The organism is Dryocola sp. LX212 (assembly GCA_041504365.1).
Taxonomy (GTDB): domain Bacteria; phylum Pseudomonadota; class Gammaproteobacteria; order Enterobacterales; family Enterobacteriaceae; genus Dryocola.
On sequence record CP167917.1, the window covers coordinates 468,300 to 488,941 of the forward strand.

Genomic DNA, 20,642 nt, shown 5'->3' on the forward strand with positions numbered 1-20,642 from the left:
GGTATAATCGCCGGTCCTGGGCCTGAAAATATCCGGCGGGGCGCGCAGATCTGAAGGGTATACAGTAATCCTCAATTCTGACTTTAAGCGCCCTAAAAGTAAAACAAATGCCAGCTTTCGCTAATCGCAGCGGGTAATATTCTGTATAAATAATGGGTTTCCACTGCGTTTAGCATCAGGCTTTACCCATACACTCTTTAAAAGGAAGGATGATGAGCCAGACAGAGGCGAATCTGGTCGACATTCGCGGAGTGAGTTTCTCACGGGGGAGTCGACAGATATTCGACAACATTTCGCTGACCGTGCCGCGAGGCAAGATCACTGCCATTATGGGCCCATCCGGCATAGGGAAAACAACGCTGCTGCGCCTGATTGGCGGGCAAATCGCCCCTGAACGCGGCGAAATTCTCTTCGACGGTGAAAACGTGCCGGAGATGTCGCGCTCGCGCCTGTTCACCGTGCGTAAACGCATGAGCATGCTGTTCCAGTCCGGTGCGCTGTTTACCGATCTCAACGTCTTTGAAAATGTCGCTTACCCGCTGCGCGAACATCGTCGTCTGCCGGAGCCGCTGCTGCGCAGTACGGTCATGATGAAGCTTGAGGCTGTTGGACTACGGGGCGCTGCGAATTTAATGCCGTCTGAACTGTCCGGCGGTATGGCCCGCCGCGCCGCGCTTGCCCGTGCGATTGCGCTTGAGCCAGACCTGATCATGTTTGACGAGCCTTTCGTCGGCCAGGATCCTATCACCATGGGCGTGCTGGTAAAACTCATCTCAGAACTAAACAGCGCCTTAGGCGTTACCTGCATCGTGGTCTCCCACGACGTGCCGGAAGTGCTGAGCATTGCCGACTACGCCTATATCGTTGCCGACCAGCACATCGTGGCCGAGGGCAGCCCGGAAACGCTTCGCGACAACACGGAGCCTCGAGTGCGTCAGTTCCTCGACGGGATAGCGGACGGGCCGGTGCCATTCCGCTATCCAGCGGCGGATTACCAATCCGATCTATTATCTGAAACAGGGAGTTAGCGGACTATGCTCTTTAATGCACTGGCATCGTTCGGGCGGCGAGGCTTAAAAACCTGTGCGTCGTTCGGGCGTGCCGGGTTGATGCTCTTTAACGCCGTGGTTGGGAAACCGGAATTCCGTAAACACGCGCCGCTGCTGGTGCGCCAGCTCTATAACGTTGGCGTGCTCTCGCTGGTGATTATCGTCGTCTCCGGCCTGTTTATCGGTATGGTTCTGGGTTTACAGGGTTATCTGGTACTCACCACCTACAGTGCTGAGTCTAGCCTGGGCATGCTGGTGGCGCTCTCTCTGCTCCGCGAGCTGGGGCCGGTCGTTGCCGCGCTGCTGTTTGCCGGACGGGCAGGATCGGCGCTGACCGCAGAAATCGGCCTGATGAAAGCCACCGAGCAGCTCTCCAGCATGGAGATGATGGCCGTTGACCCCCTCAGGCGGGTCGTCTCCCCGCGCTTCTGGGCGGGCGTTATCTCTCTGCCGCTGTTGACGCTGATTTTTGTCGCGGTGGGCGTCTGGGGCGGCGCGTTGGTCGGGGTTAACTGGAAGGGCATTGATGCCGGTTTCTTCTGGTCCGCGATGCAGAACGCCGTTAACTGGCGTCTCGATTTACTTAACTGTGTCATTAAAAGCGTGGTGTTTGCCATTACCGTAACGTGGATTGCGTTATTTAATGGTTACGATGCTATTCCGACGTCCGCAGGGATAAGCCGGGCAACGACACGTACCGTTGTGCATGCTTCACTGGCCGTTCTTGGCCTTGATTTTGTGCTCACAGCACTGATGTTTGGGAATTGAGTTCATGCAAACTAAGAAATTTGAAACTGGAGTGGGGGCGTTTCTGATTGTGGCGCTGGTGGCCATTATCTTCCTGTGTCTGAAAGTGGCGAATGTCACCTCGTTACGCAGCGAGCCGACTTATCGCGTCTATGCGACCTTCGACAATATTGGCGGCCTGAATACCGGTTCCCCGGTTCGTCTGGGCGGCGTGGTTATCGGGCGTGTTGAAAGCATCGCGCTTGATGAGAAGACCTATCTTCCCCGCGTAACCATGGAAATTGAACAACGCTACAACCACATTCCCGATACTAGCTCGCTGGCGATCAGGACCTCTGGCCTGCTGGGGGAGCAGTTCCTGGCGCTGAACTTGGGTTTTGACGACCCGGAACTCGGCTCGTCTATCCTTAAAGACGGGGGCACCATTCAGGACACCAAATCAGCCTTAGTTCTCGAAGATCTGATCGGCCAGTTCCTGTACAAGAGCGGGAACGGTGACGAAAAGAAATCCGGGGATACCGGGCAGCCTGAGGCAGCTTCAGCGCAGCCAGACACCACGAACTAATCAACGAGGAAAGTTATTATGTTTAAACGTTTTGTGATGATCGCCATGCTGGTGATTGCACCGTTCGCTATGGCGTCGGCAGACCAGACTAATCCTTATAAGCTGATGAACGAAGCGGCGCAGAAAACCTTCGATCGTCTGAAAACCGAGCAGCCGAAAATTCGCCAGAATCCGAACTATCTGCGCGATATCGTGGGCCAGGAGCTGCTGCCATACGTGCAAATCAAATACGCCGGTGCGCTGGTGTTAGGCCGCTACTACAAAGATGCGACCCCGGCACAACGTGACGCCTATTTTAAGGCGTTCGAAGAGTACCTGAAACAGGCCTACGGTCAGGCGCTGGCAATGTATAACGGCCAGTCTTATCAAATTGCCCCGGAAAAGCCGCTTGGCGATGCGACCATCATCCCTATCCGCGTAACCATCATCGATCCAAACGGCCGCCCGCCGGTGCGCCTGGACTTCCAGTGGCGTAAGAACAGTCAGACCGGTAACTGGCAGGCGTTCGACATGATTGCCGAAGGCGTCAGCATGATCACCACCAAGCAAAATGAGTGGAGCGATATTCTGCGTACCAAAGGTATCGAAGGCCTGACCGCGCAGCTGAAGTCTATCTCACAGCAGCCGATCACCCTGGAAAACAAAAAGTAATGAGCGAACAGCTGAGCTGGACCCGTGAGGGCAGTACGCTGAGGCTTGCTGGTGAGCTGGACAGCGAAACGGTCCAGACGCTGTGGGCAGATCGTCATAAAGTGATGGGCAGCGTGCAGTCGCTCGATCTTTCAGATTTATCTCGGGTGGATACCGCAGGGGTTGCCCTGCTCATCCATTTGATTGCCCAGGCCCGCATGCAGGGTAATGAGGTCATGCTGCACGGTGCCAGCGACAAGCTGCAAACGCTGGTGCAACTTTATAACCTGCCGCAAGGCCTGCTGCCTGCCTTTGCAAACCAATAATTTCATAGCGTTACTCCCCGCGCCCTCAGGTCTGCCCGACCCGGGGGCTTTTTGCTTATTTAAGCTGACGCCACTTTCCTCTAAGATGTGTGGCTAATTCACTAACCGACGAATATATATCCCATGGAAAATCATGAAATTCAGACAGTGCTGATGAACGCGCTGCCCCTCCAGGAAGTTCACGTCACCGGCGACGGTAGCCACTTTCAGGTGATTGCGGTGGGAGAGCTGTTCGGCGAGTTAAGTCGCGTGAAAAAACAGCAAACGGTCTATGCGCCGCTGATGGAACTCATCGCCGATAACCGTATTCACGCCGTGTCGATCAAAACCTTTACTCCCCAGGAGTGGGCCCGCGATCGCAAGCTAAATGGTCTTTGAGCAATTCGCCATAGCGGGTTGTAATACTTGAATTCAATAGAGAATTTTTGCAATGGATAAATTTCGTGTACAAGGTCCCACTCAGCTAAGCGGTGAAGTCACCATCGGCGGGGCGAAGAACGCCGCGCTGCCGATCCTGTTCGCCGCCCTGCTGGCGGAAGAGCCGGTTGAGATCCAGAACGTCCCTAAGCTGAAAGACATCGACACTACCATGAAGCTGCTCAGCCAGCTGGGCACCAAAGTTGAGCGCAACGGCTCCGTCTTCATTGACGCAAGCCAGGTGAACATCTTCTGTGCGCCGTACGATCTGGTGAAAACCATGCGTGCTTCTATCTGGGCTTTGGGTCCTTTGGTTGCACGTTTCGGCCAGGGCCAGGTTTCTCTGCCCGGCGGCTGCGCTATCGGCGCGCGTCCGGTTGATTTACACATTACCGGTCTGGAACAGCTGGGTGCAGAAATCAAACTGGAAGAAGGTTACGTTAAAGCTTCCGTAAATGGCCGCCTGAAGGGGGCGCACATCGTGATGGATAAAGTGAGCGTTGGCGCCACCGTTACCATCATGAGCGCAGCAACACTCGCTGAAGGCACCACCATCATCGAAAATGCCGCGCGCGAGCCGGAAATCGTTGATACCGCAAACTTCCTGAATACGTTGGGTGCAAAAATCACCGGCGCAGGCAGCGACCGTATTACTATCGAAGGCGTTAAGCGGCTGGGCGGCGGCGTTTACCGCGTACTGCCAGACCGTATCGAAACCGGTACTTTCCTGATCGCGGCTGCTATCTCCCGCGGAAAAATCGTTTGTCATAAAGCACAGCCGGACACGCTTGATGCCGTGCTGGCGAAGCTGCGTGAAGCAGGTGCCGACATTGAGATAGGCGAAGACTGGATTAGTCTGGATATGCACGGTAAGCGCCCGAAAGCCGTCACTTTCCGTACTGCGCCGCACCCGGGGTTCCCGACCGATATGCAGGCCCAGTTCACATTGCTGAACCTTGTTGCGGAAGGGACCGGTGTGATCACCGAAACCATCTTCGAAAACCGCTTCATGCACGTGCCGGAACTGATTCGTATGGGTGCGCACGCTGAAATCGAAAGCAACACCGTTATCTGCCACGGCACCGAAAAACTGTCCGGCGCGCAGGTCATGGCGACGGATTTACGTGCTTCCGCAAGCCTGGTGCTGGCGGGTTGTATCGCTGAAGGAACAACCATCGTTGACCGTATCTACCACATCGATCGCGGCTATGAGTGCATTGAAGCCAAGCTTCAGGCGCTGGGTGCGAATATCGAACGCGTGAAAGGCAGCGGCGGCGAATAATTTCGCAGTCTAAGAGACCGGGGGTTTATCAATCCCCGGTTTTTTTTTGCCATAATCAAAGCAGAACTTCAGAACAGCTATCGCGATGATTAAATCCCTTTATATCGACAACTACCGCTCCGTCCGCAAACTCTCCATCGATCTGGAACGTCTTAACGTCGTATTCGGGCCAAACGGCTGCGGTAAATCCAATATCTATAAGGCAATTCATCTGATCCACGGGGCGGCCACCGGGGAGCTGTCGCACTGGTTATCCGACGAGGGCGGTATTCATAAGGCGATGTGGGCCGGGGATCGTGCAAAGGGCTACGCCAGCTCGCCCCGTCGCGTCACGCTTGGCGTAGAGACGGACAGCTTCGAATATGAACTGCAGGTCGGCTTTCCGGAGAAGCTGCCTTATCCGACCATGTTCGGCCTCGATCCTATTGTTAAAGAAGAGCAGATCTGGCTAAGTGGTTTTCTACGCCGCCCTTCGTCCAGCATCATGCAGCGGCGTAACCAGACGGTATTCCTAAATAATGTTAACGGTGAAAAGATCACCCACGCCGCCACGCTCTATGAAAATGAATCGCTGTTCGGCCAGCTCGGTGAACCGCATCTCTACCCTGAAGTCTCGAGCGCGCGGGAAACGCTGCGCAACTGGCGCTTTTATCATGAGTTTGATATCTCGAAGGGGGCCGGCCTGCGATTGCCGCAGGTTGGCTATCGTTCACCGATACTCAGCGGCGATGGATTAAACCTGGCGGCGGCGTTTCAGACGATTGTGGAAATAGGGGACAGCGATCTGCTGTTTACGGTGCTGGAAGAAGCTTTCCCGGAGTGCGCTTTTTTCTGCGATAACGGCACTGGCCGCTTCCAGATGATGATGAACCGTCGGGGAATCAACCGTCCGCTTGAGTCGGCCGAATTTTCCGACGGGACGTTGCGCTTCCTGTGCCTGGCCGTGGCGTTGCTAAGCCCGCGCCCGCCGGGTTTCATTGCCCTCAACGAGCCGGAAAACAGCCTTCATCCGCAGATGCTTCCGGCCCTGGCGCGTTTAATCGCCGAAGCCAGCCGATATACGCAAATCTGGCTGACCAGCCACTCCCGCGAGCTGGCGCAGCTTATCGAGAAACACACGGCATTTACGCTTTACGAACTGGGCATCGAAAACGGTGAAACGCGGGTAAACCGGCTGACGTAATGTTAAACCGGCAGGTCGATCAGCAGCGCGCGCAGCGGCGAGTCGGCAACCAACGTGATGTTTGCCTCGTCGCGGATAAACGCACCGTCGCCGCAGGCCAATCCTTCCTGCTCTTTGGTATGCGTTACGGCGTGAACGGTACCGTGAATGGATTGCAGATAGGCCCTTGGGCCGTGCAGCTGGAAGCTGAGCTGTTCCCCTTTCTGCAGCTCGATATGGTGCAGCCAGACCTGCTGGCGAAGCTGAAGGCTACCCTGACTGCCGTCTGGCGAGGCAAGCAGCTGCTGGGCCTGGTCCGCAATTGTCAGCTTCTGTACCTGAGGATTCTCCCTTTCAGGGCAGGCGTCCAGCCAGATTTGCAGGCGCGTCAGCGAACGTTCTTTGCTGAGGTTGTGCTCGCTGTAGCTGACGTCCGGCTGGGTGGAAAGCAGCAGGGCTTCCCCCGCTTTTGCCTGTACGTGGTTACCTTCACTGTCGCGGTATTCGGCTTCACCTTCCAGAATCAGATTTAAAATGTCTACTTTCGGGTAGGTCCGCGGCTGGAAAGAAGCCCCCGGTGCCAGCACTTCCTGGTTGAGAACGCGCAAGGAGGCATAGCCCAGCAATTTGGGGTCGAAGTAGTGACCGAAGGAGAACGTATAGCGAGCCTGCAGCCATCCGTAGTCCGCATTCCCACATTGTTTGGCGGTTCTTGGCGTAATCATAATATTTTGACCTCTTTTTACACTCAACCCATGGTAAAGGTCTGGACGGTGCATTGTTAGCCAGTTAATCTGCTCGCTATGTTCAAATTTCCTGAATGAGAACGAGATGGCTAAAGAGAGAGCATTGACGCTTGAGGCACTGAGGGTGATGGACGCGATCGACCGTCGTGGCAGCTTTGCCGCCGCTGCGGACGAGCTGGGACGTGTACCGTCAGCCCTTAGCTACACCATGCAAAAATTAGAAGAAGAACTGGATGTTGTGCTGTTTGACCGCTCTGGCCATCGCACCAAATTCACCAACGTCGGACGAATGCTGCTGGAGCGCGGGCGCGTCCTGCTGGAAGCGGCGGACAAACTCACGACTGACGCAGAGGCGCTGGCGCGCGGCTGGGAAACCCATCTGACGATTGTCACAGAAGCCCTGATCCCCTCCGTCAAACTGTTCCCGCTTGTCGATAAGCTCGCGCAGAAGGCGGATACCCAGCTTTCCGTGATCACGGAAGTGCTGGCAGGAGCATGGGAGCGGCTTGAGCAGGGCAGGGCAGATATCGTCATTGCCCCAGATATGCACTTCCGTTCGTCCTCAGAGATCAACTCGCGCAAGCTCTATTCGGTGATGAGCGTGTATGTCGCCGCACCGGATCACCCTATCCACAGCGAGCCAGAACCGCTGTCCGAAGTCACCCGCGTGAAGTATCGCGGCATTGCGGTGGCGGATACGGCCCGCGAACGGCCTGTGTTAACCGTTCAGCTTCTGGATAAGCAGCCGCGTTTAACCGTCAGCTCGATGGCAGATAAACGTCTGGCGCTGCTGGCGGGCCTGGGCGTGGCGACCATGCCGTACCCGCTGGTGGAGCAGGATATCGCTGAAGGGCGCTTACGCGTGGTCAGCCCGGAGTACATCAGGGAAATTGATATAATTATGGCGTGGCGGCGTGACAGCATGGGGGAAGCGAAAGCGTGGTGCCTGCGCGAGATACCTAAGCTTCTGAAATAAAAGCTGGAAGACGCCTTCATTTATCCACACTGCATATTGTGAACCTTTAGGGCGGATGAACAAAGCGTCATCCGCCAGCAATCCTCAGTCGCTCACCAACCTTGCATCCATCTGCTTAGGATCGCTGCCAAAGCGGTTCTCGCCCGGCGTGCCGTTCTGACAGTTGAAAATCAGGATCACGATCCAGCCGATAATTGGGATCAGCACCAGCAGCAGCCACCATGCTGAACGATCGGTATCGTGCAGGCGGCGGAACTGAACGGCCCAAGACGGTAACATGATCAGCAAACCGTAAATCGTGGTGAGCATCCCTTCATCGGCGGCGATTTTCAGCCCCAGCATTTTATCCAGAGTGCTCAGAACCCCGGTCAACACCAGGTTGACGAGAATAAACATCCAGTATTCTTTGCGGCGCGCACGTCCGCGAAAGCCAACATAGTTTCTTAAAACTTTGAAATACCAATCCATTTGCGGCCTGCCTTGAGTAGTCGGTCAATCACTTGATCTGTAAGCGATCTCTTCAAGAATAGCCGTGAATGGATTATGCGTAAATCATATGAATGATGAATGTTATCAACCTTTGCTAAACCGGACGTCGCGACCGTGCGGCTCGTTCAAATCCTGCGCGGGGCCTATGGAGATAATCCCGGTCGGGTTGATGGTCTTGTGGCTGCGGTAATAGTGGCTGCGGATGTGCGGGAAGTTAACGGTTTCTGCCACGCCAGGCATCTGATAGATGTCGCGCAGGAAGCCATAAAGATTTGGATAGTCGCTGATACGGTGCTTATCGCACTTGAAGTGGGTGACATACACCGGATCGAAGCGCACCAGCGTGGTCCACAGGCGGATATCTGCTTCGGTTAAGGTATTGCCCGTCAGATAGCGATGCTTATCAAGGATCTGCTCAAGGCGCGCCAGGGACTCAAAAACTTTAACGACCGCTTCGTCATAGGCTTCCTGGGAAGTGGCGAAACCGGCTTTATATACGCCGTTGTTAACCGTGTCGTAAATCCAGCCGTTCAGCTCGTCAATCTGGCCGCGCAGCTCCGGTGGATAGTAATCCCCTGCCCGCGCGCCCTGTGCGTCAAAAGCGGAATTGAGCATGCGGATGATTTCAGCTGACTCGTTGCTGACCACGGTCTGCGTTTTCTTATCCCACAGCACGGGAACGGTCACGCGCCCGGAATAGTGCGGGTCGGCCTGCAGATAAAGCTGATAGAGATAGTCGTGCTGATAAAGCCCGTCGCCGGTGGCGTCCGGGAAATCGTCGTCGAACGTCCAGCCGTTTTCAAACATCAGCGGACTGACGACCGACACCGAAATAAACGACTCCAGGCCCTTCAGCGCGCGCATAATCAGGGTGCGGTGCGCCCATGGGCAGGCGAGAGAAACATAAAGATGATAGCGCCCTTTCTCCGCGGCGAACCCCTCTTTTCCGGAAGGACCGGCTTCGCCGTTGGCGGTCAGCCAGTTACGGAAGGCTGACTCAGAGCGCTTAAAGCTGCCGCCGGTAGATTTAGTGTCGTACCACACGTCGTGCCAGACGCCGTCAATTAACTGTCCCATGCTTTTCTCCTCGTCATGCAGATATAAAAAAAGCGAAGGGATTAGCCTTCGCTTTCATTGATTCAGTATAGATCGCTTACCACTTTTTATTCAGCACGCGGTCAATGCTGTACGCGCCCGGGCCGAAGACTGCCAGCAGCAGGTAACCGCCCGCAATGGTGAAGTTCTTCATAAACATAATGGAGTTCGCACCCTGAGCGAAGTCGCTGTGGAACAGGAACGCCGTCAGCAGGGTGAAGACCGCGGTGATCAGCGCCGTGGTGCGGGTCAGGAAACCGAAAAGAATCGCCAGGCCGCCGCCGAATTCAAGCAAAATGGTCAGCGGCAGCAGGAAGCCCGGAACGCCCATGGAGTCCATGTATTGCTGGGTGCCAGCATAGCCTGTAATTTTTCCCCAGCCCGCCACGATAAACAGAACTGGCATCAGGATACGTGCTAACAGAACACCAGCATCATCTAATTTTTTCATTTTATTCTCCTACGTTTTTTATTCGGGTGCTATCGGCCCGGCGATTTATGTCTTAGCTATTTCCGGTGGTTACCGGCGGTCGCTGTCGATGGAGAGGATAATAGACGGGGCGAAAAAAGATTGTTAGCAAGGAATACTGTCATTGTTCTTCAAATATATTGAGCAAGAGTGACAGTTAAAAAAATACCGCCCCGAAGGGCGGTACGATCAATGATGAGTTTGCTGCTGAACCGTATTGCGGATCAGCCGCCAGGCGCTCCAGGCCCCGAAGCCGCGTCTGCCCCAGCGCATCAGGAAGCTGGGGTGTCGAACGCTCCAGATGGCCATCACGCTGCTGGCGATAATGGCATAGCTGCGCAGGCTCATTATGGTCAGCCAGCCGCGATCGTAAGCGCCGGTTGCCTCCAGCCAGTCGCGTTTGCCCGCGCTCAGATCCAGCCTTTGCTGCTGAATGCGACTCAGCAACAACGCTTTACGCTTGTCACGTTCGCGGTCGCTCATGACTTATCGTCCTCCAGCAGCTCACGGTCGTTCTCAAGCTCGCGGCGCGTATGGCGTAGCAGGGTTGACTGACGCGATTTATAAAGCGTCCAGACACCACCTATCAACGCCAGAGCCAGCAGCACAACGGTGGTCGCGATCATGGCGTTCAGACGATACTGCGGATCAACGGCCCAGATAACCAGCACCATCAGACTCATCAGCCCAAAGGCGGCAAACAGCATGGTTAAGCCAAGCATCAGCAGCAGCTGAACGAGATGGGCTTTCTCCTCTTCAAGTTCCACGACTGCCAGACGAACGCGTGTTTCTACCATCCCGACGAGGATGGTGACCAGACGCTGACCGATACCGAGGACGCCTTTACCCGGCCCTTGAGGTTGACGAGATTCAGCCATAATTAGCGTCGCGTCATCAGAACGCCCAGCACGACGCCAATCGCCGCACCAATACCTACGCCAGTCCATGGATTTTCACGCACGTAGTCGTCAGCTTTCGCCGCCGCCTCGCGCGTTTGTTTGGCAATCACATCGCTGGTGTCGCCCAGGCGTGAACGGCTCTCTTTAAGCGCTTTTTCTGCCTTACCGCGAAGCTTTTCCAGCTCGGATTTCGATTTGTCCGACGATGCGCTAAGCACCTCTTCGAGCGTATCTGCCAGGGATTTCAACTCAGCGCGCAAATGTTCTGATGTAGTATCTTTTGACATGGTTCTCTCCAGGTGTTTGAGGTTGGTCCTTCGATGCTAGTAATCGCGAGCTTCGAGATCTTTTAGCTCATGTTCCGCTTCAGACAGTTTTTCTTCACGTTTGGTGATCTTGTTCGCGTCGCCTTTCTGGCGGGCTTCCTGAAGATCCGCTTTACGTTCAGCGATCTCTTCTTTTTGTTCGTCGATTTTCTTCTGGTGCTCGGCACGCAGGCTGCTGTCCGTACAGTTCGCGCGAACTTCTTTCAGCGCTTTATTCAGCCCGTCAATACGATGCTGGTTCTGATGCTTTTCCGCATAGCCAATTTCACGCTGAATATCCGCCTCTTTTTCGCTGCATAAAGAAGCAGCCTGAGTTGCAGACGTCAGGGATAAGAGAGCAATAGCCAGTACGGTACGATAATTCATGGTTGTGACCTTCCATTGTGAAATCGGGCATGTCCGCAAAACTGCGGTTGCCTATGTCCAAAAATGCTGATTAAAGACGCTGATTTAGCGCGATTAAATCCAACTTAAGCATAGTCAAAAAGCGGACAAAAACCCAATTTTTTGACCATGAATTAAGAATATTCAACCGCTTCAGCCGATGCGGTCGCCGTGATTACGCAGGCGGGAGAGCCAGCTGCTGGCGCTGTCGTTATCTTCCTGCTGGGCAATAACATAGCCATGGGGCAGCGTCTTATAGAGCACTGCTTTAGCGGCTTCGCTTTGCGCGCTGGAATCAAACTTAATCAACAGCGAGTTGTTTTCCGGAGTGATGCTTTTAAAGCGGATGCCGTTAGCATCCAGGTGATGCCAGACAAAAAAACCGTCCGGCATGCTGATACCCTGCTGGTTACTGCTGATTTGCAGGGTGGACTCTGTTCGCTGCATACCGGACCACACGAGCAGTACGCTCGCGAATAGCCCGGCGATCAGTAACGCCGCCCGCAGGCGACGCAGTAATTCTGGTTTCATCGTTATCCCTCTAACCGCGGTTACCGTATTTCTTACGCCAAAGCACAATTAACGAACCGATCAGGCCAAACACCAGCAGTACGACGGGCAGCAGCATCAGGCAGGACATCAATGCATCTTCATATTTCAGGAATACCGGCGTTTTACCCAGCAGGTAGCCCAGGGAGGTGAGAATTAACACCCACAGCAGGCCGCTCATCCAGTTAAAGAACTGGAAGCGGGCATTACTCAGACCCGAGATTCCGGCAATAGTGGGTAATAATGTGCGGACAAACGCAATAAATCTGCCGATTAGCAGGGCGGAGAGGCCGTGTTTATGGAAAAGGTTGTGCGCCCGCTGGTGATAATGGGCCGGCAGATGCGAAAGCCAGTTCTGTACGATACGCGTATTACCCAGCCAGCGGCCCTGAATATAACTCAGCCAGCAGCCGAGGCTGGCGGCGGTAGTCAATAATAAAACGGTTTGCGGGAAGCCCATTGCCCCTTTGGCAATCAGGACGCCAACCAGCACCAGCAGGCTGTCGCCCGGCAGGAAAGCGGCGGGCAATAAACCATTTTCAAGAAAGAGGATCATGAACAGGACAAAATAGAGCATGCCGATCATCCCGGGATTGGCGAGCGTTTCGAAATCCTGGCTCCACAGAGCGTTAAGCAGTTGGGTCAAAAGTTCCATTCAGTGTTCCTGGCACATCGATTAAGGTCGCCGGTATGAATCGGGTCGGATAATAAAGCGGCACTGGAGTTGATTTTATTTAGCCGCCTGCAAAACAGCCCGCTCAGGTCACTCGCCACCGCTCCTTGTGTGAGCGAATTAACCGCTGGAAGACAAAGCGCTTCAGGGGCTGTGAAATTGCATCTAATTGTAACAAAGCCACGGGTAAAGCGTCAGACAATTTGTGGTTTATTGAGGATTGATTTTGCTTACCGGGGAGGGGGCTGGCGAGGGTATTTACAAACGCTGACACTATTGGTTGGTTTGCTTACCCCCGCCGGGTGAAATGACTATTTTTGACCGTTTGACGCCGTTTCCAGATGAACGACAGGATTTTCCGCAAACAGGTAGCGGTCAGCGTTAAATTCGAAATCGTCGCTGGTGGCGTTAAACAGCATTTGCTTCGTGTTTTCAAGATGCTGCCACATGGCAAGCTTAGCCGCGTGCGGGTCTTTGCGGATCAACGCTTTAAGAATATTGTCGTGGTCGTCGCACCAGTTATCCACCGTGCGCATATCAATGTGTTCATGGAGCTTCTGCCAGTACGGGTTATGGATACGCTGGCTCCACATTTTTTCCACGATGGCCGCCAGCGCGCTGTTCTGCGAGGCAAGGGCAACCTGAATATGAAAATGCAAATCCCACTCTGAATCCCGGAAGCTCATCTCTTTGCGGGCCATCTCCTGAATTTCCATCAGCTTCACAATATCCTGCTTGGTCACCTGGGTGGCGGCAAATTCGGCAATGTTACTTTCGATAAGCTGGCGTGCCTGCAGCAGCTCAAAAGGCCCGAAGCTGGCAAATTCGAAACGTTCATCGGGGATTGCGGTGTGCTTCGCCTGGTTCGAGATAACGTGAATGCCGGAGCCTTTACGAACTTCGACATAGCCTTCTACTTCCAGCATGATTATCGCTTCGCGCACCACCGTGCGGCTGACGTTCTTTTCCTCAGCGATAAAGCGTTCGGCGGGGAGTTTTTCACCCACGTGATAGACGCCGCTTTCAATGCGGTGTTTTAGCTCAGCGGCCAGCTGCTGATACAGGCGGCGGGGTTCCATGACTTCCATTTAAGGCTCCGGGGGATACGGCAAGTGACATGATCTGTTATACCACTTTTCTGATATTCGCTCTACTTTGTCCCCATGCTCAAAAATGCAAAAGCCGCCTTTCGGCGGCTTTTGAGAGAACGATCAATAATCACGACTGAGGAACGGCTGGCCCCGTTTTTGACGGCGTATTGAGTTCGCTAATCGGCTGGTTCTTCAGCACGGTCCAGATAACCAGTGCGCCGAGCAGATCGAAGACGGCCAGAGCAGCGAACAGCGGGCTGAAGCCCAGCGTATCCGCCAGCGCGCCAACGACCAGCGCAAACAGAGTACTCGCAGTCCATGCTGCCATGCCTGTCAGACCGTTTGCCGTTGCCACTTCATTACGACCGAACACGTCAGAAGAAAGGGTAATCAGCGCGCCGGAAAGTGCCTGGTGAGCAAAACCCCCCACGCACAGCAGCGCAATAGCCGCATACGGACTGGTGAACAGGCCAATGGTGCCTGGACCAATCATCAGTACAGCGCCCATGGTTACCACCATCTTGCGGGAAACGATGAGATTTACGCCGAACCAGCGCTGGAATAGCGGTGGCAGGTAGCCGCCAAGAATGCAGCCGAGATCGGCGAACAGCATTGGCATCCAGGCAAACATGGCGATGTGTTTTAAATCAAAGCCATACACCTTGAACATAAACAGCGGGATCCAGGCGTTGAAGGTACCCCAGGCCGGTTCTGCCAGGAAGCGCGGCAGGGCAATACCCCAGAACTGGCGGTTCTGCACGATCTGCCAGGCGGACATTTTCTTGCTGTTGTTGGTCTGGTGATGAGCTTCCTGACCGCCAATGATGTACTCGCGTTCTTCTTCGGTCAGCTTCTTCTGATCGCGTGGGTGCTTGTAGAAAATCAGCCACGCCATGGCCCAGGCGAAGCTCAGTACGCCGGAGATAATAAACGCCATCTGCCAGCTGTGCATCAGGATGGCCCACACCACCAGCGGTGGCGCAACCATCGCACCGATTGAAGAACCCACGTTAAAGTACCCCACCGCGATGGAGCGCTCTTTCGCCGGGAACCATTCGCTGCTGGCTTTCAGACCCGCCGGGATCATTGCCGCTTCCGCAGCCCCTACCGCACCACGGGCAACGGCCAGGCCACCCCAGCTTCCAGCCAGTGCGGTCGCACCGCAGAAAATCGCCCAGGCGATGGCGAAGAAAGCATAGCCAATTTTGGTACCCAGAACGTCAAGCACGTAGCCCGCAACGGGCTGCATGATGGTATAGCATGCCGAATAGGCCGCGATAATATAGGAATATTGCTGCGTCGAAATGTGCAGCTCCTCCATCAGAGTCGGTGCGGCAGCCGCCACGGTGTTACGAGTCAGATAGCCCAGCACCGTACCCAGCGTAACCAGTGCAATCATGTACCAGCGCAAGCCTTTAATCTTTCGCATTTCGATCCTCATCCCGTCTTTTTGCAGCCCCGCGAGCGCGGCTGACGTCAGGCTCGTGCCTGAACGTGAGTCTTATTAAAGGGGTACATGCCGGGGTGCTACCCGATAAGACCCGTACCCTGCCAGAAATAAAAAGTGCCTTTGGCAAACCCGGTCTCCTTTCCGCTGTGCGCGGCTCTTTTGCCCGCGTCTTAATCTGTCCCTATTAAGAGGTATTGCGACGGCTGCAAGATAACTTGTCATACAGCTTTAAAAGTTGAGTGACATCACAAAAAAGTTTTTTAGCTATTTCAGGGCAGGGGCGGCTTGTGAGCCAGCATTGATGCGGGTTTTGGGCTGATTTTGTACAGAGTATTAACAATAAAAGTATGGTTTTTGTGATAGATCCCACAAAAATCCGCTCCGTCCGGGCAAATTGGTGTGATAACTTTGACATCATTATGCGCAAGCATCGAACTGCTATGTACTGAGGAATCCCTACCATGACCCCGTTTATGACTGAAGATTTTCTTCTGGATACCGAATTCGCCCGTCGTCTGTATCATGACTACGCGAAAGATGAGCCGATTTTTGACTATCACTGCCACCTTCCGCCGCAGCAGGTTGCCGGGGACTACCGTTTTAAAAACCTGTATGACATCTGGCTAAAAGGCGATCATTACAAATGGCGCGCCATGCGTACCAACGGCGTTGCTGAGCGCCTGTGTACCGGCGATGCCAGCGACCGCGAAAAGTTTGATGCATGGGCTGCCACCGTGCCGCACTGCATCGGTAACCCGCTCTACCACTGGACCCACCTTGAACTGCGCCGTCCGTTCGGCATCACAGGAAAACTGCTTTCGCCTGCTACCGCCGATGAAATCTGGAATGAGTGCAACGACCTGCTGGCGCAGGAGGCCTTCAGCGCACGCGGCATCATGAAGCAGATGAACGTGAAGATGGCGGGTACGACCGACGATCCGATCGACGATCTGCGCTACCACCGTCAGATTGCCGAAGACGGCTTCGACGTGAAAGTGCTGCCAAGCTGGCGCCCGGACAAAGCGTTTAACATCGAGCAGGCAACCTTTGCCGACTACATGAACAAGCTGGCGGAAGTCTCCGACACCGACATTCGTCGCTTCAGCGATCTGCTGACGGCGCTGAACAAACGTCTGGACCACTTCGCCGCCCACGGCTGTAAAGTGTCCGACCACGCGCTGGACGTTGTGCTGTTTGCCGAAGCGGACGAAGCCACGCTGGACGGTATCCTGGCAAGCCGCCTCGCTGGAAACGAGCTGAGCGAATACGAAGTCGCGCAGTTCAAAACTGCAGTTCTGGTCTGGCTGGGGTCACAGTACAGCCGTCGCGGCTGGGTGCAGCAGTACCACATCGGCGCGCTGCGCAATAACAACCAGCGCCAGTTCAAACTGCTGGGCGCGGACGTGGGCTTTGACTCCATCAACGACCGCCCGCTGGCGATCGAACTTTCCCGCTTGCTGAGCAAGCAGAATGAAAACAACGAACTGCCAAAAACCATCCTTTACTGCCTGAACCCGCGCGATAACGAAGTGATCGGCACCATGGTCGGTAACTTCCAGGGCGAGGGGATGCCGGGCAAGATGCAGTTTGGCTCCGGCTGGTGGTTTAACGATCAGAAAGACGGCATGGAGCGCCAGATGACCCAGCTCGCGCAGCTCGGCCTGCTGAGCCGCTTTGTCGGCATGCTGACCGACAGCCGCAGCTTCCTGTCTTACACCCGCCATGAATACTTCCGCCGCATACTGTGCCAGATGATTGGCCGCTGGGTTGCCGCGGGCGAAGCACCAGCGGACATTCAGCTGCTGGGCGGCATGGTGAAAAACATCTGCTTTAACAATGCCAAAGAATACTTCGGCATTGAACTGAACTAGTCGGGACCGAGGCTGATATGCAATACATCAAGATCCATGCGCAGGACAACGTCGCCGTCGCGTTAGTGGACCTGGCAGAAGGCGAAGTGATTGCCGTCGAGGGCGCGGAAATTACCCTGTGCCAGCCGGTCGCGCGCGGCCATAAGTTTGCGCTGGGGGCCATAGCCCAGGGCGAAAACGTAATTAAATATGGCCTGCCGATTGGTCATGCGCTGGCGGCCATTGAAGCGGGCGAGCATATTCATTCCCACAATGCGCGTACCAACCTCAGCGATCTGGATGAATATCGCTATCAGCCTGACGTGCTGGCGCTTGCGGAGCAGGCCGCAGATCGTGACGTAAATATTTACCGCCGTGCCGATGGCGCGGTCGGGGTGCGTAACGAGCTGTGGATCCTGCCGACCGTCGGCTGCGTGAACGGCATTGCGCGGCAGATCCAGAATCGCTTCCTGAAGCAGAACAACGACGCGGAAGATATCGACGGCGTGTTCCTGTTCAGCCATCCGTTCGGCTGTTCGCAGCTGGGGGAAGACCACATCAACACCCGCACCATGCTGCAAAACATGGTGCATCACCCGAATGCGGGCGCGGTGCTGGTTATCGGCCTGGGCTGTGAGAACAACCAGGTGAACGCCTTCCGCGAAACGCTGGGTGAATACGACGCCGAGCGCGTTCGCTTTATGATTTGCCAGCAGCAGGACGATGAGGTTGAGGCGGGGCTGGAGCAGCTGCAGGCGCTGTACGAAGTGATGCGCCACGACAGGCGCGAAGCGGGCAAGCTCAGCGAGCTGAAATTCGGTCTGGAATGCGGCGGCTCCGACGGTCTGTCCGGCATCACTGCCAACCCTATGCTCGGGCGCTTCTCGGACTATATGGTGGCGAACGGCGGCACCACGGTGCTGACGGAAGTGCCGGAAATGTTCGGTGCCGAACGCATCCTGATGAGCCACTGCCGCGACGAAGCAACGTTTGATAAAACCGTCGCCATGGTCAACGACTTCAAACAGTACTTTATTGCCCACAACCAGCCGATTTATGAAAACCCGTCGCCGGGTAACAAGGCCGGCGGCATCACCACGCTTGAAGAGAAATCCCTCGGCTGTACGCAAAAGGCGGGCGAGAGCGAAGTGGTGGACGTGCTACGCTACGGCGAACGGCTGAAAACGCCGGGCCTGAACCTGCTGAGTGCGCCCGGTAACGATGCGGTAGCGACCAGCGCGCTGGCCGGGGCAGGGTGCCATATGGTGCTGTTCAGCACCGGACGCGGCACGCCGTACGGCGGCTTTGTGCCAACGGTGAAAATCGCCACCAACAGCGAGCTCGCGGTGAAAAAACCGCACTGGATTGATTTTGACGCGGGGCAGCTGCTGCACGGCAGTGACATGCCGACGCTGCTTAATCAATTCATCGACCGTATCGTTGACATCGCCAACGGCAAAAAAACCTGCAATGAACGCAATGACTTCCGTGAGCTGGCTATCTTTAAAAGCGGCGTCACGTTGTAAGTTCTGGTTTAGCTGTTAAAGTAAAACGGCGTTCTGTTTTTCAGCAGGCGCCGTTTTTTTATGTGTCAGATAAAAGGGACAGGTCATGACCGCGTATTGGATTGCCCAGGGCGTCGGTGTTCTCGCCTTTGTGGTTGGCATCACGACGTTCATCAACCGCGACGAGCGACGTTTCAAGCTCCAGCTGGCAGGCTACAGCGCTATCATTGGGCTGCACTTCTTTCTTATGGGCGCCACGCCGGCAGGCTTCAGCGCCGAACTTAATGCCGTGCGTACCGTGATCTCGCTGCGAACCCGCAGCGTCTGGGTGATGTCCCTGTTTATCGCGCTGACGCTGGGCCTCGGGCTTGCGAAGTTCACCCATCTGATGGAGCTGCTGCCGATTGTCGGCACCGTGGCGAGTACCTGGGCGCTGTTCCGCTGCAAGGGGCTTACCACGCGCTGCGTCATGTGGTGTTCCACAGCGTGCTGGGTGACGCATAACTTCTGGCTGGGATCGATTGGCGGCACCCTCATTGAGGGCAGCTTTTTGATCATGAACGGGCTGAATATTATTCGGTTCTGGCGAATGCAGAAGCGGGGGATTGATCCGTTCCTGGTAGAGAAGAAAGTGCAGGGGCAGGAGTAAAGCTCCCCGCCGTTAGCGACGGGGAGGGGAAGAGTTAGCCGCGCAGCGGGTCTTTGTTTGCCAGTCGCGCGTCTTCGGCCTGACAGGCCGCAGCGGTGAACAGCACATCCGTTGAAGAATTCAGCGCCGTTTCGGCAGAATCCTGCAGGACGCCGATGATAAAGCCAACCGCGACAACCTGCATGGCAATCTCGTTCGGAATACCAAACATGCCGCACGCCAGCGGGATCAGCAGCAGTGAACCACCCGCCACGCCGGACGCACCGCAGGCGCAAACCGCAGCCACTACGCTAAGCAGCAGCGCCGTCGGCAGATCTACTGCGATACCGAGCGTATTTACCGCCGCCAGGGTCAGCACGGTAATGGTGATGGCCGCACCGGCCATGTTGATGGTTGCACCCAGCGGGATCGACACGGAATAGGTATCACGATCCAGGTTCAGCTTCTCGCAGAGGCTCATATTCACCGGAATGTTCGCGGCAGAGCTGCGGGTGAAGAAGGCATAAACGCCGCTCTCACGCAGGCAGGTCAGCACCAGCGGGTACGGGTTACGGCGGATTTTGTACAAGACCAGCAGCGGGTTGACGATAAGCGCCACGCCCAGCATACAGCCAATCAGCACCAGCAGCAGCTGCGCATAGCTCCACAGCGTGGCGAAACCAGTGGTGGCAAGGGTAGAGGCGACCAGGCCGAAAATACCAATCGGCGCGAAGCGAATGACCACCTTCACGATAAAGGTCACGGCGTTGGAAACGTCGTTAATCAGGTTTTTCGTGGTTTCGTTACCGTGGCGCAGCGCAAAGCCCAGGCCCACGGCCCACACCAGAATACCGATATAGTTTGCGTTCAGCAGCGCATCGATTGGGTTGGATACCATGCTCATCAGCAGGCCACGCAGCACTTCAACAATACCTGACGGCGGCACGATATCCGTGGCACCCGTGGTCAGATGCAGCGTTGAGGGGAAGATAAAGCTGACAACAACGGCGGTTAACGCAGCGGAGAAGGTGCCCAGCAGATAAAGGAACAAAATAGGGCGGATACTGGTTTTCTGCCCGTGCTGGTGGTTAGCAATGGACGCCATAACCAGCATCAGTACCAGCACCGGGGCCACGGCTTTCAGCGCGCCGACGAACAGCGTGCCTAATAATCCGGTGGCGATAGCCGCGTCCTTAGAAATCAGCGCCAGCGCGATACCCAGCACCAGACCGACGAGAATTTGCTTGACCAGACTGCCCTGCGCAAGACGCCTGAGTAGTCCTGGAGATTGTGTTGCCATGTCATACCTTCCTATTGTGTGTCGTCCCATCCCG

The 20,642-nt window shown here is 55.4% G+C and carries 25 protein-coding genes; 12 read left to right on the forward strand and 13 right to left on the reverse strand.

Annotated elements, in window-relative coordinates; translation table 11 throughout:
* Positions 1-212: 212 nt before the first annotated feature.
* From mlaF to ACA108_02340, 8 genes are all read left to right on the forward strand, one after another.
* A complete protein-coding gene (mlaF, locus tag ACA108_02305) occupies positions 213-1,028 on the forward strand; it encodes a phospholipid ABC transporter ATP-binding protein MlaF (GenBank protein ID XEX98004.1) in 816 nt (271 codons plus the stop codon).
* 6 nt (positions 1,029-1,034) lie between these two features.
* Positions 1,035-1,817 carry a lipid asymmetry maintenance ABC transporter permease subunit MlaE gene (mlaE, locus tag ACA108_02310; GenBank protein XEX96398.1) on the forward strand — a complete coding sequence of 261 codons (783 nt, stop codon included), beginning with the start codon at positions 1,035-1,037 and terminating at the stop codon, positions 1,815-1,817.
* A gap of 4 nt (positions 1,818-1,821) precedes the next feature.
* Complete coding sequence (gene mlaD / locus ACA108_02315; GenBank protein XEX96399.1) at positions 1,822-2,361, forward strand: outer membrane lipid asymmetry maintenance protein MlaD; 540 nt, start codon at positions 1,822-1,824, stop codon at positions 2,359-2,361.
* A gap of 18 nt (positions 2,362-2,379) precedes the next feature.
* Positions 2,380-3,012 (forward strand): phospholipid-binding protein MlaC, encoded by a 633-nt coding sequence (gene mlaC, locus ACA108_02320; GenBank protein ID XEX96400.1) that lies wholly within the window; start codon positions 2,380-2,382, stop codon positions 3,010-3,012.
* Positions 3,012-3,317, forward strand: coding sequence for a lipid asymmetry maintenance protein MlaB (gene mlaB, locus ACA108_02325; GenBank protein XEX96401.1), 306 nt, complete (start codon positions 3,012-3,014; stop codon positions 3,315-3,317). The genes mlaC and mlaB overlap by 1 nt, the downstream gene beginning before the upstream one ends.
* A 123-nt stretch (positions 3,318-3,440) precedes the next feature.
* On the forward strand, positions 3,441-3,695 hold the full coding sequence (gene ibaG, locus ACA108_02330) for a BolA family iron metabolism protein IbaG (GenBank protein ID XEX96402.1): 255 nt from the start codon (positions 3,441-3,443) through the stop codon (positions 3,693-3,695).
* A 52-nt stretch (positions 3,696-3,747) separates the two neighbouring features.
* The gene (gene murA, locus ACA108_02335) at positions 3,748-5,016 is read left to right on the forward strand and encodes a UDP-N-acetylglucosamine 1-carboxyvinyltransferase (protein ID XEX96403.1); all 1,269 of its coding nucleotides are present in this window, start codon (positions 3,748-3,750) and stop codon (positions 5,014-5,016) included.
* Between the two features lie 85 nt (positions 5,017-5,101).
* Positions 5,102-6,199: an AAA family ATPase gene (locus ACA108_02340; GenBank protein XEX96404.1), complete on the forward strand. Its 1,098-nt coding sequence runs from the start codon at positions 5,102-5,104 to the stop codon at positions 6,197-6,199.
* Positions 6,200-6,201: 2 nt separating this feature from the next.
* Here ACA108_02340 and ACA108_02345 read toward each other — a convergent pair whose 3' ends face one another.
* The gene (locus tag ACA108_02345) at positions 6,202-6,903 is read right to left on the reverse strand and encodes a pirin family protein (GenBank protein XEX96405.1); all 702 of its coding nucleotides are present in this window, start codon (positions 6,901-6,903) and stop codon (positions 6,202-6,204) included.
* 106 nt (positions 6,904-7,009) lie between these two features.
* Here ACA108_02345 and ACA108_02350 point away from each other — a divergent pair, with 106 nt between their 5' ends.
* Entirely contained in the window at positions 7,010-7,900 is an 891-nt protein-coding gene (locus ACA108_02350; GenBank protein ID XEX96406.1) for a LysR family transcriptional regulator, read from the forward strand.
* A gap of 84 nt (positions 7,901-7,984) precedes the next feature.
* On the opposite strand, the gene ACA108_02355 is transcribed toward ACA108_02350, so the two are convergent.
* The 11 genes from ACA108_02355 to ACA108_02405 form a co-directional block, all read right to left on the reverse strand.
* Entirely contained in the window at positions 7,985-8,368 is a 384-nt protein-coding gene (locus ACA108_02355) for a DUF805 domain-containing protein (GenBank protein ID XEX96407.1), read from the reverse strand.
* 105 nt (positions 8,369-8,473) lie between these two features.
* Positions 8,474-9,466 (reverse strand): glutathione S-transferase family protein, encoded by a 993-nt coding sequence (locus ACA108_02360; protein XEX96408.1) that lies wholly within the window; start codon positions 9,464-9,466, stop codon positions 8,474-8,476.
* A gap of 76 nt (positions 9,467-9,542) precedes the next feature.
* Complete coding sequence (locus ACA108_02365; GenBank protein XEX96409.1) at positions 9,543-9,935, reverse strand: DoxX family protein; 393 nt, start codon at positions 9,933-9,935, stop codon at positions 9,543-9,545.
* A gap of 207 nt (positions 9,936-10,142) precedes the next feature.
* Positions 10,143-10,436 carry a YqjK-like family protein gene (locus ACA108_02370; GenBank protein ID XEX96410.1) on the reverse strand — a complete coding sequence of 98 codons (294 nt, stop codon included), beginning with the start codon at positions 10,434-10,436 and terminating at the stop codon, positions 10,143-10,145.
* A complete protein-coding gene (locus ACA108_02375) occupies positions 10,433-10,831 on the reverse strand; it encodes a phage holin family protein (protein ID XEX96411.1) in 399 nt (132 codons plus the stop codon). Before ACA108_02375 ends, ACA108_02370 begins: the two co-directional genes overlap by 4 nt.
* 2 nt (positions 10,832-10,833) lie before the next feature.
* Complete coding sequence (locus ACA108_02380) at positions 10,834-11,139, reverse strand: YqjD family protein (protein ID XEX96412.1); 306 nt, start codon at positions 11,137-11,139, stop codon at positions 10,834-10,836.
* A 36-nt stretch (positions 11,140-11,175) separates the two neighbouring features.
* A complete protein-coding gene (locus ACA108_02385) occupies positions 11,176-11,544 on the reverse strand; it encodes a DUF1090 domain-containing protein (GenBank protein ID XEX96413.1) in 369 nt (122 codons plus the stop codon).
* 171 nt (positions 11,545-11,715) lie between these two features.
* Entirely contained in the window at positions 11,716-12,093 is a 378-nt protein-coding gene (gene mzrA, locus ACA108_02390; protein ID XEX96414.1) for an EnvZ/OmpR regulon moderator MzrA, read from the reverse strand.
* A gap of 10 nt (positions 12,094-12,103) precedes the next feature.
* On the reverse strand, positions 12,104-12,766 hold the full coding sequence (yqjA, locus tag ACA108_02395) for a DedA family general envelope maintenance protein YqjA (protein XEX96415.1): 663 nt from the start codon (positions 12,764-12,766) through the stop codon (positions 12,104-12,106).
* Positions 12,767-13,095: 329 nt separating this feature from the next.
* Positions 13,096-13,872: a transcriptional regulator ExuR gene (exuR, locus tag ACA108_02400; GenBank protein ID XEX96416.1), complete on the reverse strand. Its 777-nt coding sequence runs from the start codon at positions 13,870-13,872 to the stop codon at positions 13,096-13,098.
* A 130-nt stretch (positions 13,873-14,002) separates the two neighbouring features.
* A complete protein-coding gene (locus tag ACA108_02405; protein ID XEX96417.1) occupies positions 14,003-15,304 on the reverse strand; it encodes an MFS transporter in 1,302 nt (433 codons plus the stop codon).
* A gap of 482 nt (positions 15,305-15,786) precedes the next feature.
* Here ACA108_02405 and uxaC point away from each other — a divergent pair, with 482 nt between their 5' ends.
* From uxaC to ACA108_02420, 3 genes are all read left to right on the forward strand, one after another.
* A complete protein-coding gene (uxaC, locus tag ACA108_02410; protein XEX96418.1) occupies positions 15,787-17,196 on the forward strand; it encodes a glucuronate isomerase in 1,410 nt (469 codons plus the stop codon).
* A 17-nt stretch (positions 17,197-17,213) separates the two neighbouring features.
* Positions 17,214-18,701 carry a UxaA family hydrolase gene (locus tag ACA108_02415; GenBank protein XEX96419.1) on the forward strand — a complete coding sequence of 496 codons (1,488 nt, stop codon included), beginning with the start codon at positions 17,214-17,216 and terminating at the stop codon, positions 18,699-18,701.
* A gap of 85 nt (positions 18,702-18,786) precedes the next feature.
* Complete coding sequence (locus ACA108_02420) at positions 18,787-19,329, forward strand: YgjV family protein (GenBank protein XEX96420.1); 543 nt, start codon at positions 18,787-18,789, stop codon at positions 19,327-19,329.
* Positions 19,330-19,363: 34 nt separating this feature from the next.
* On the opposite strand, the gene sstT is transcribed toward ACA108_02420, so the two are convergent.
* Positions 19,364-20,608, reverse strand: a complete 1,245-nt coding sequence (sstT, locus tag ACA108_02425; protein ID XEX96421.1) for a serine/threonine transporter SstT — start codon at positions 20,606-20,608, stop codon at positions 19,364-19,366.
* Positions 20,609-20,642 lie beyond the last annotated feature (34 nt).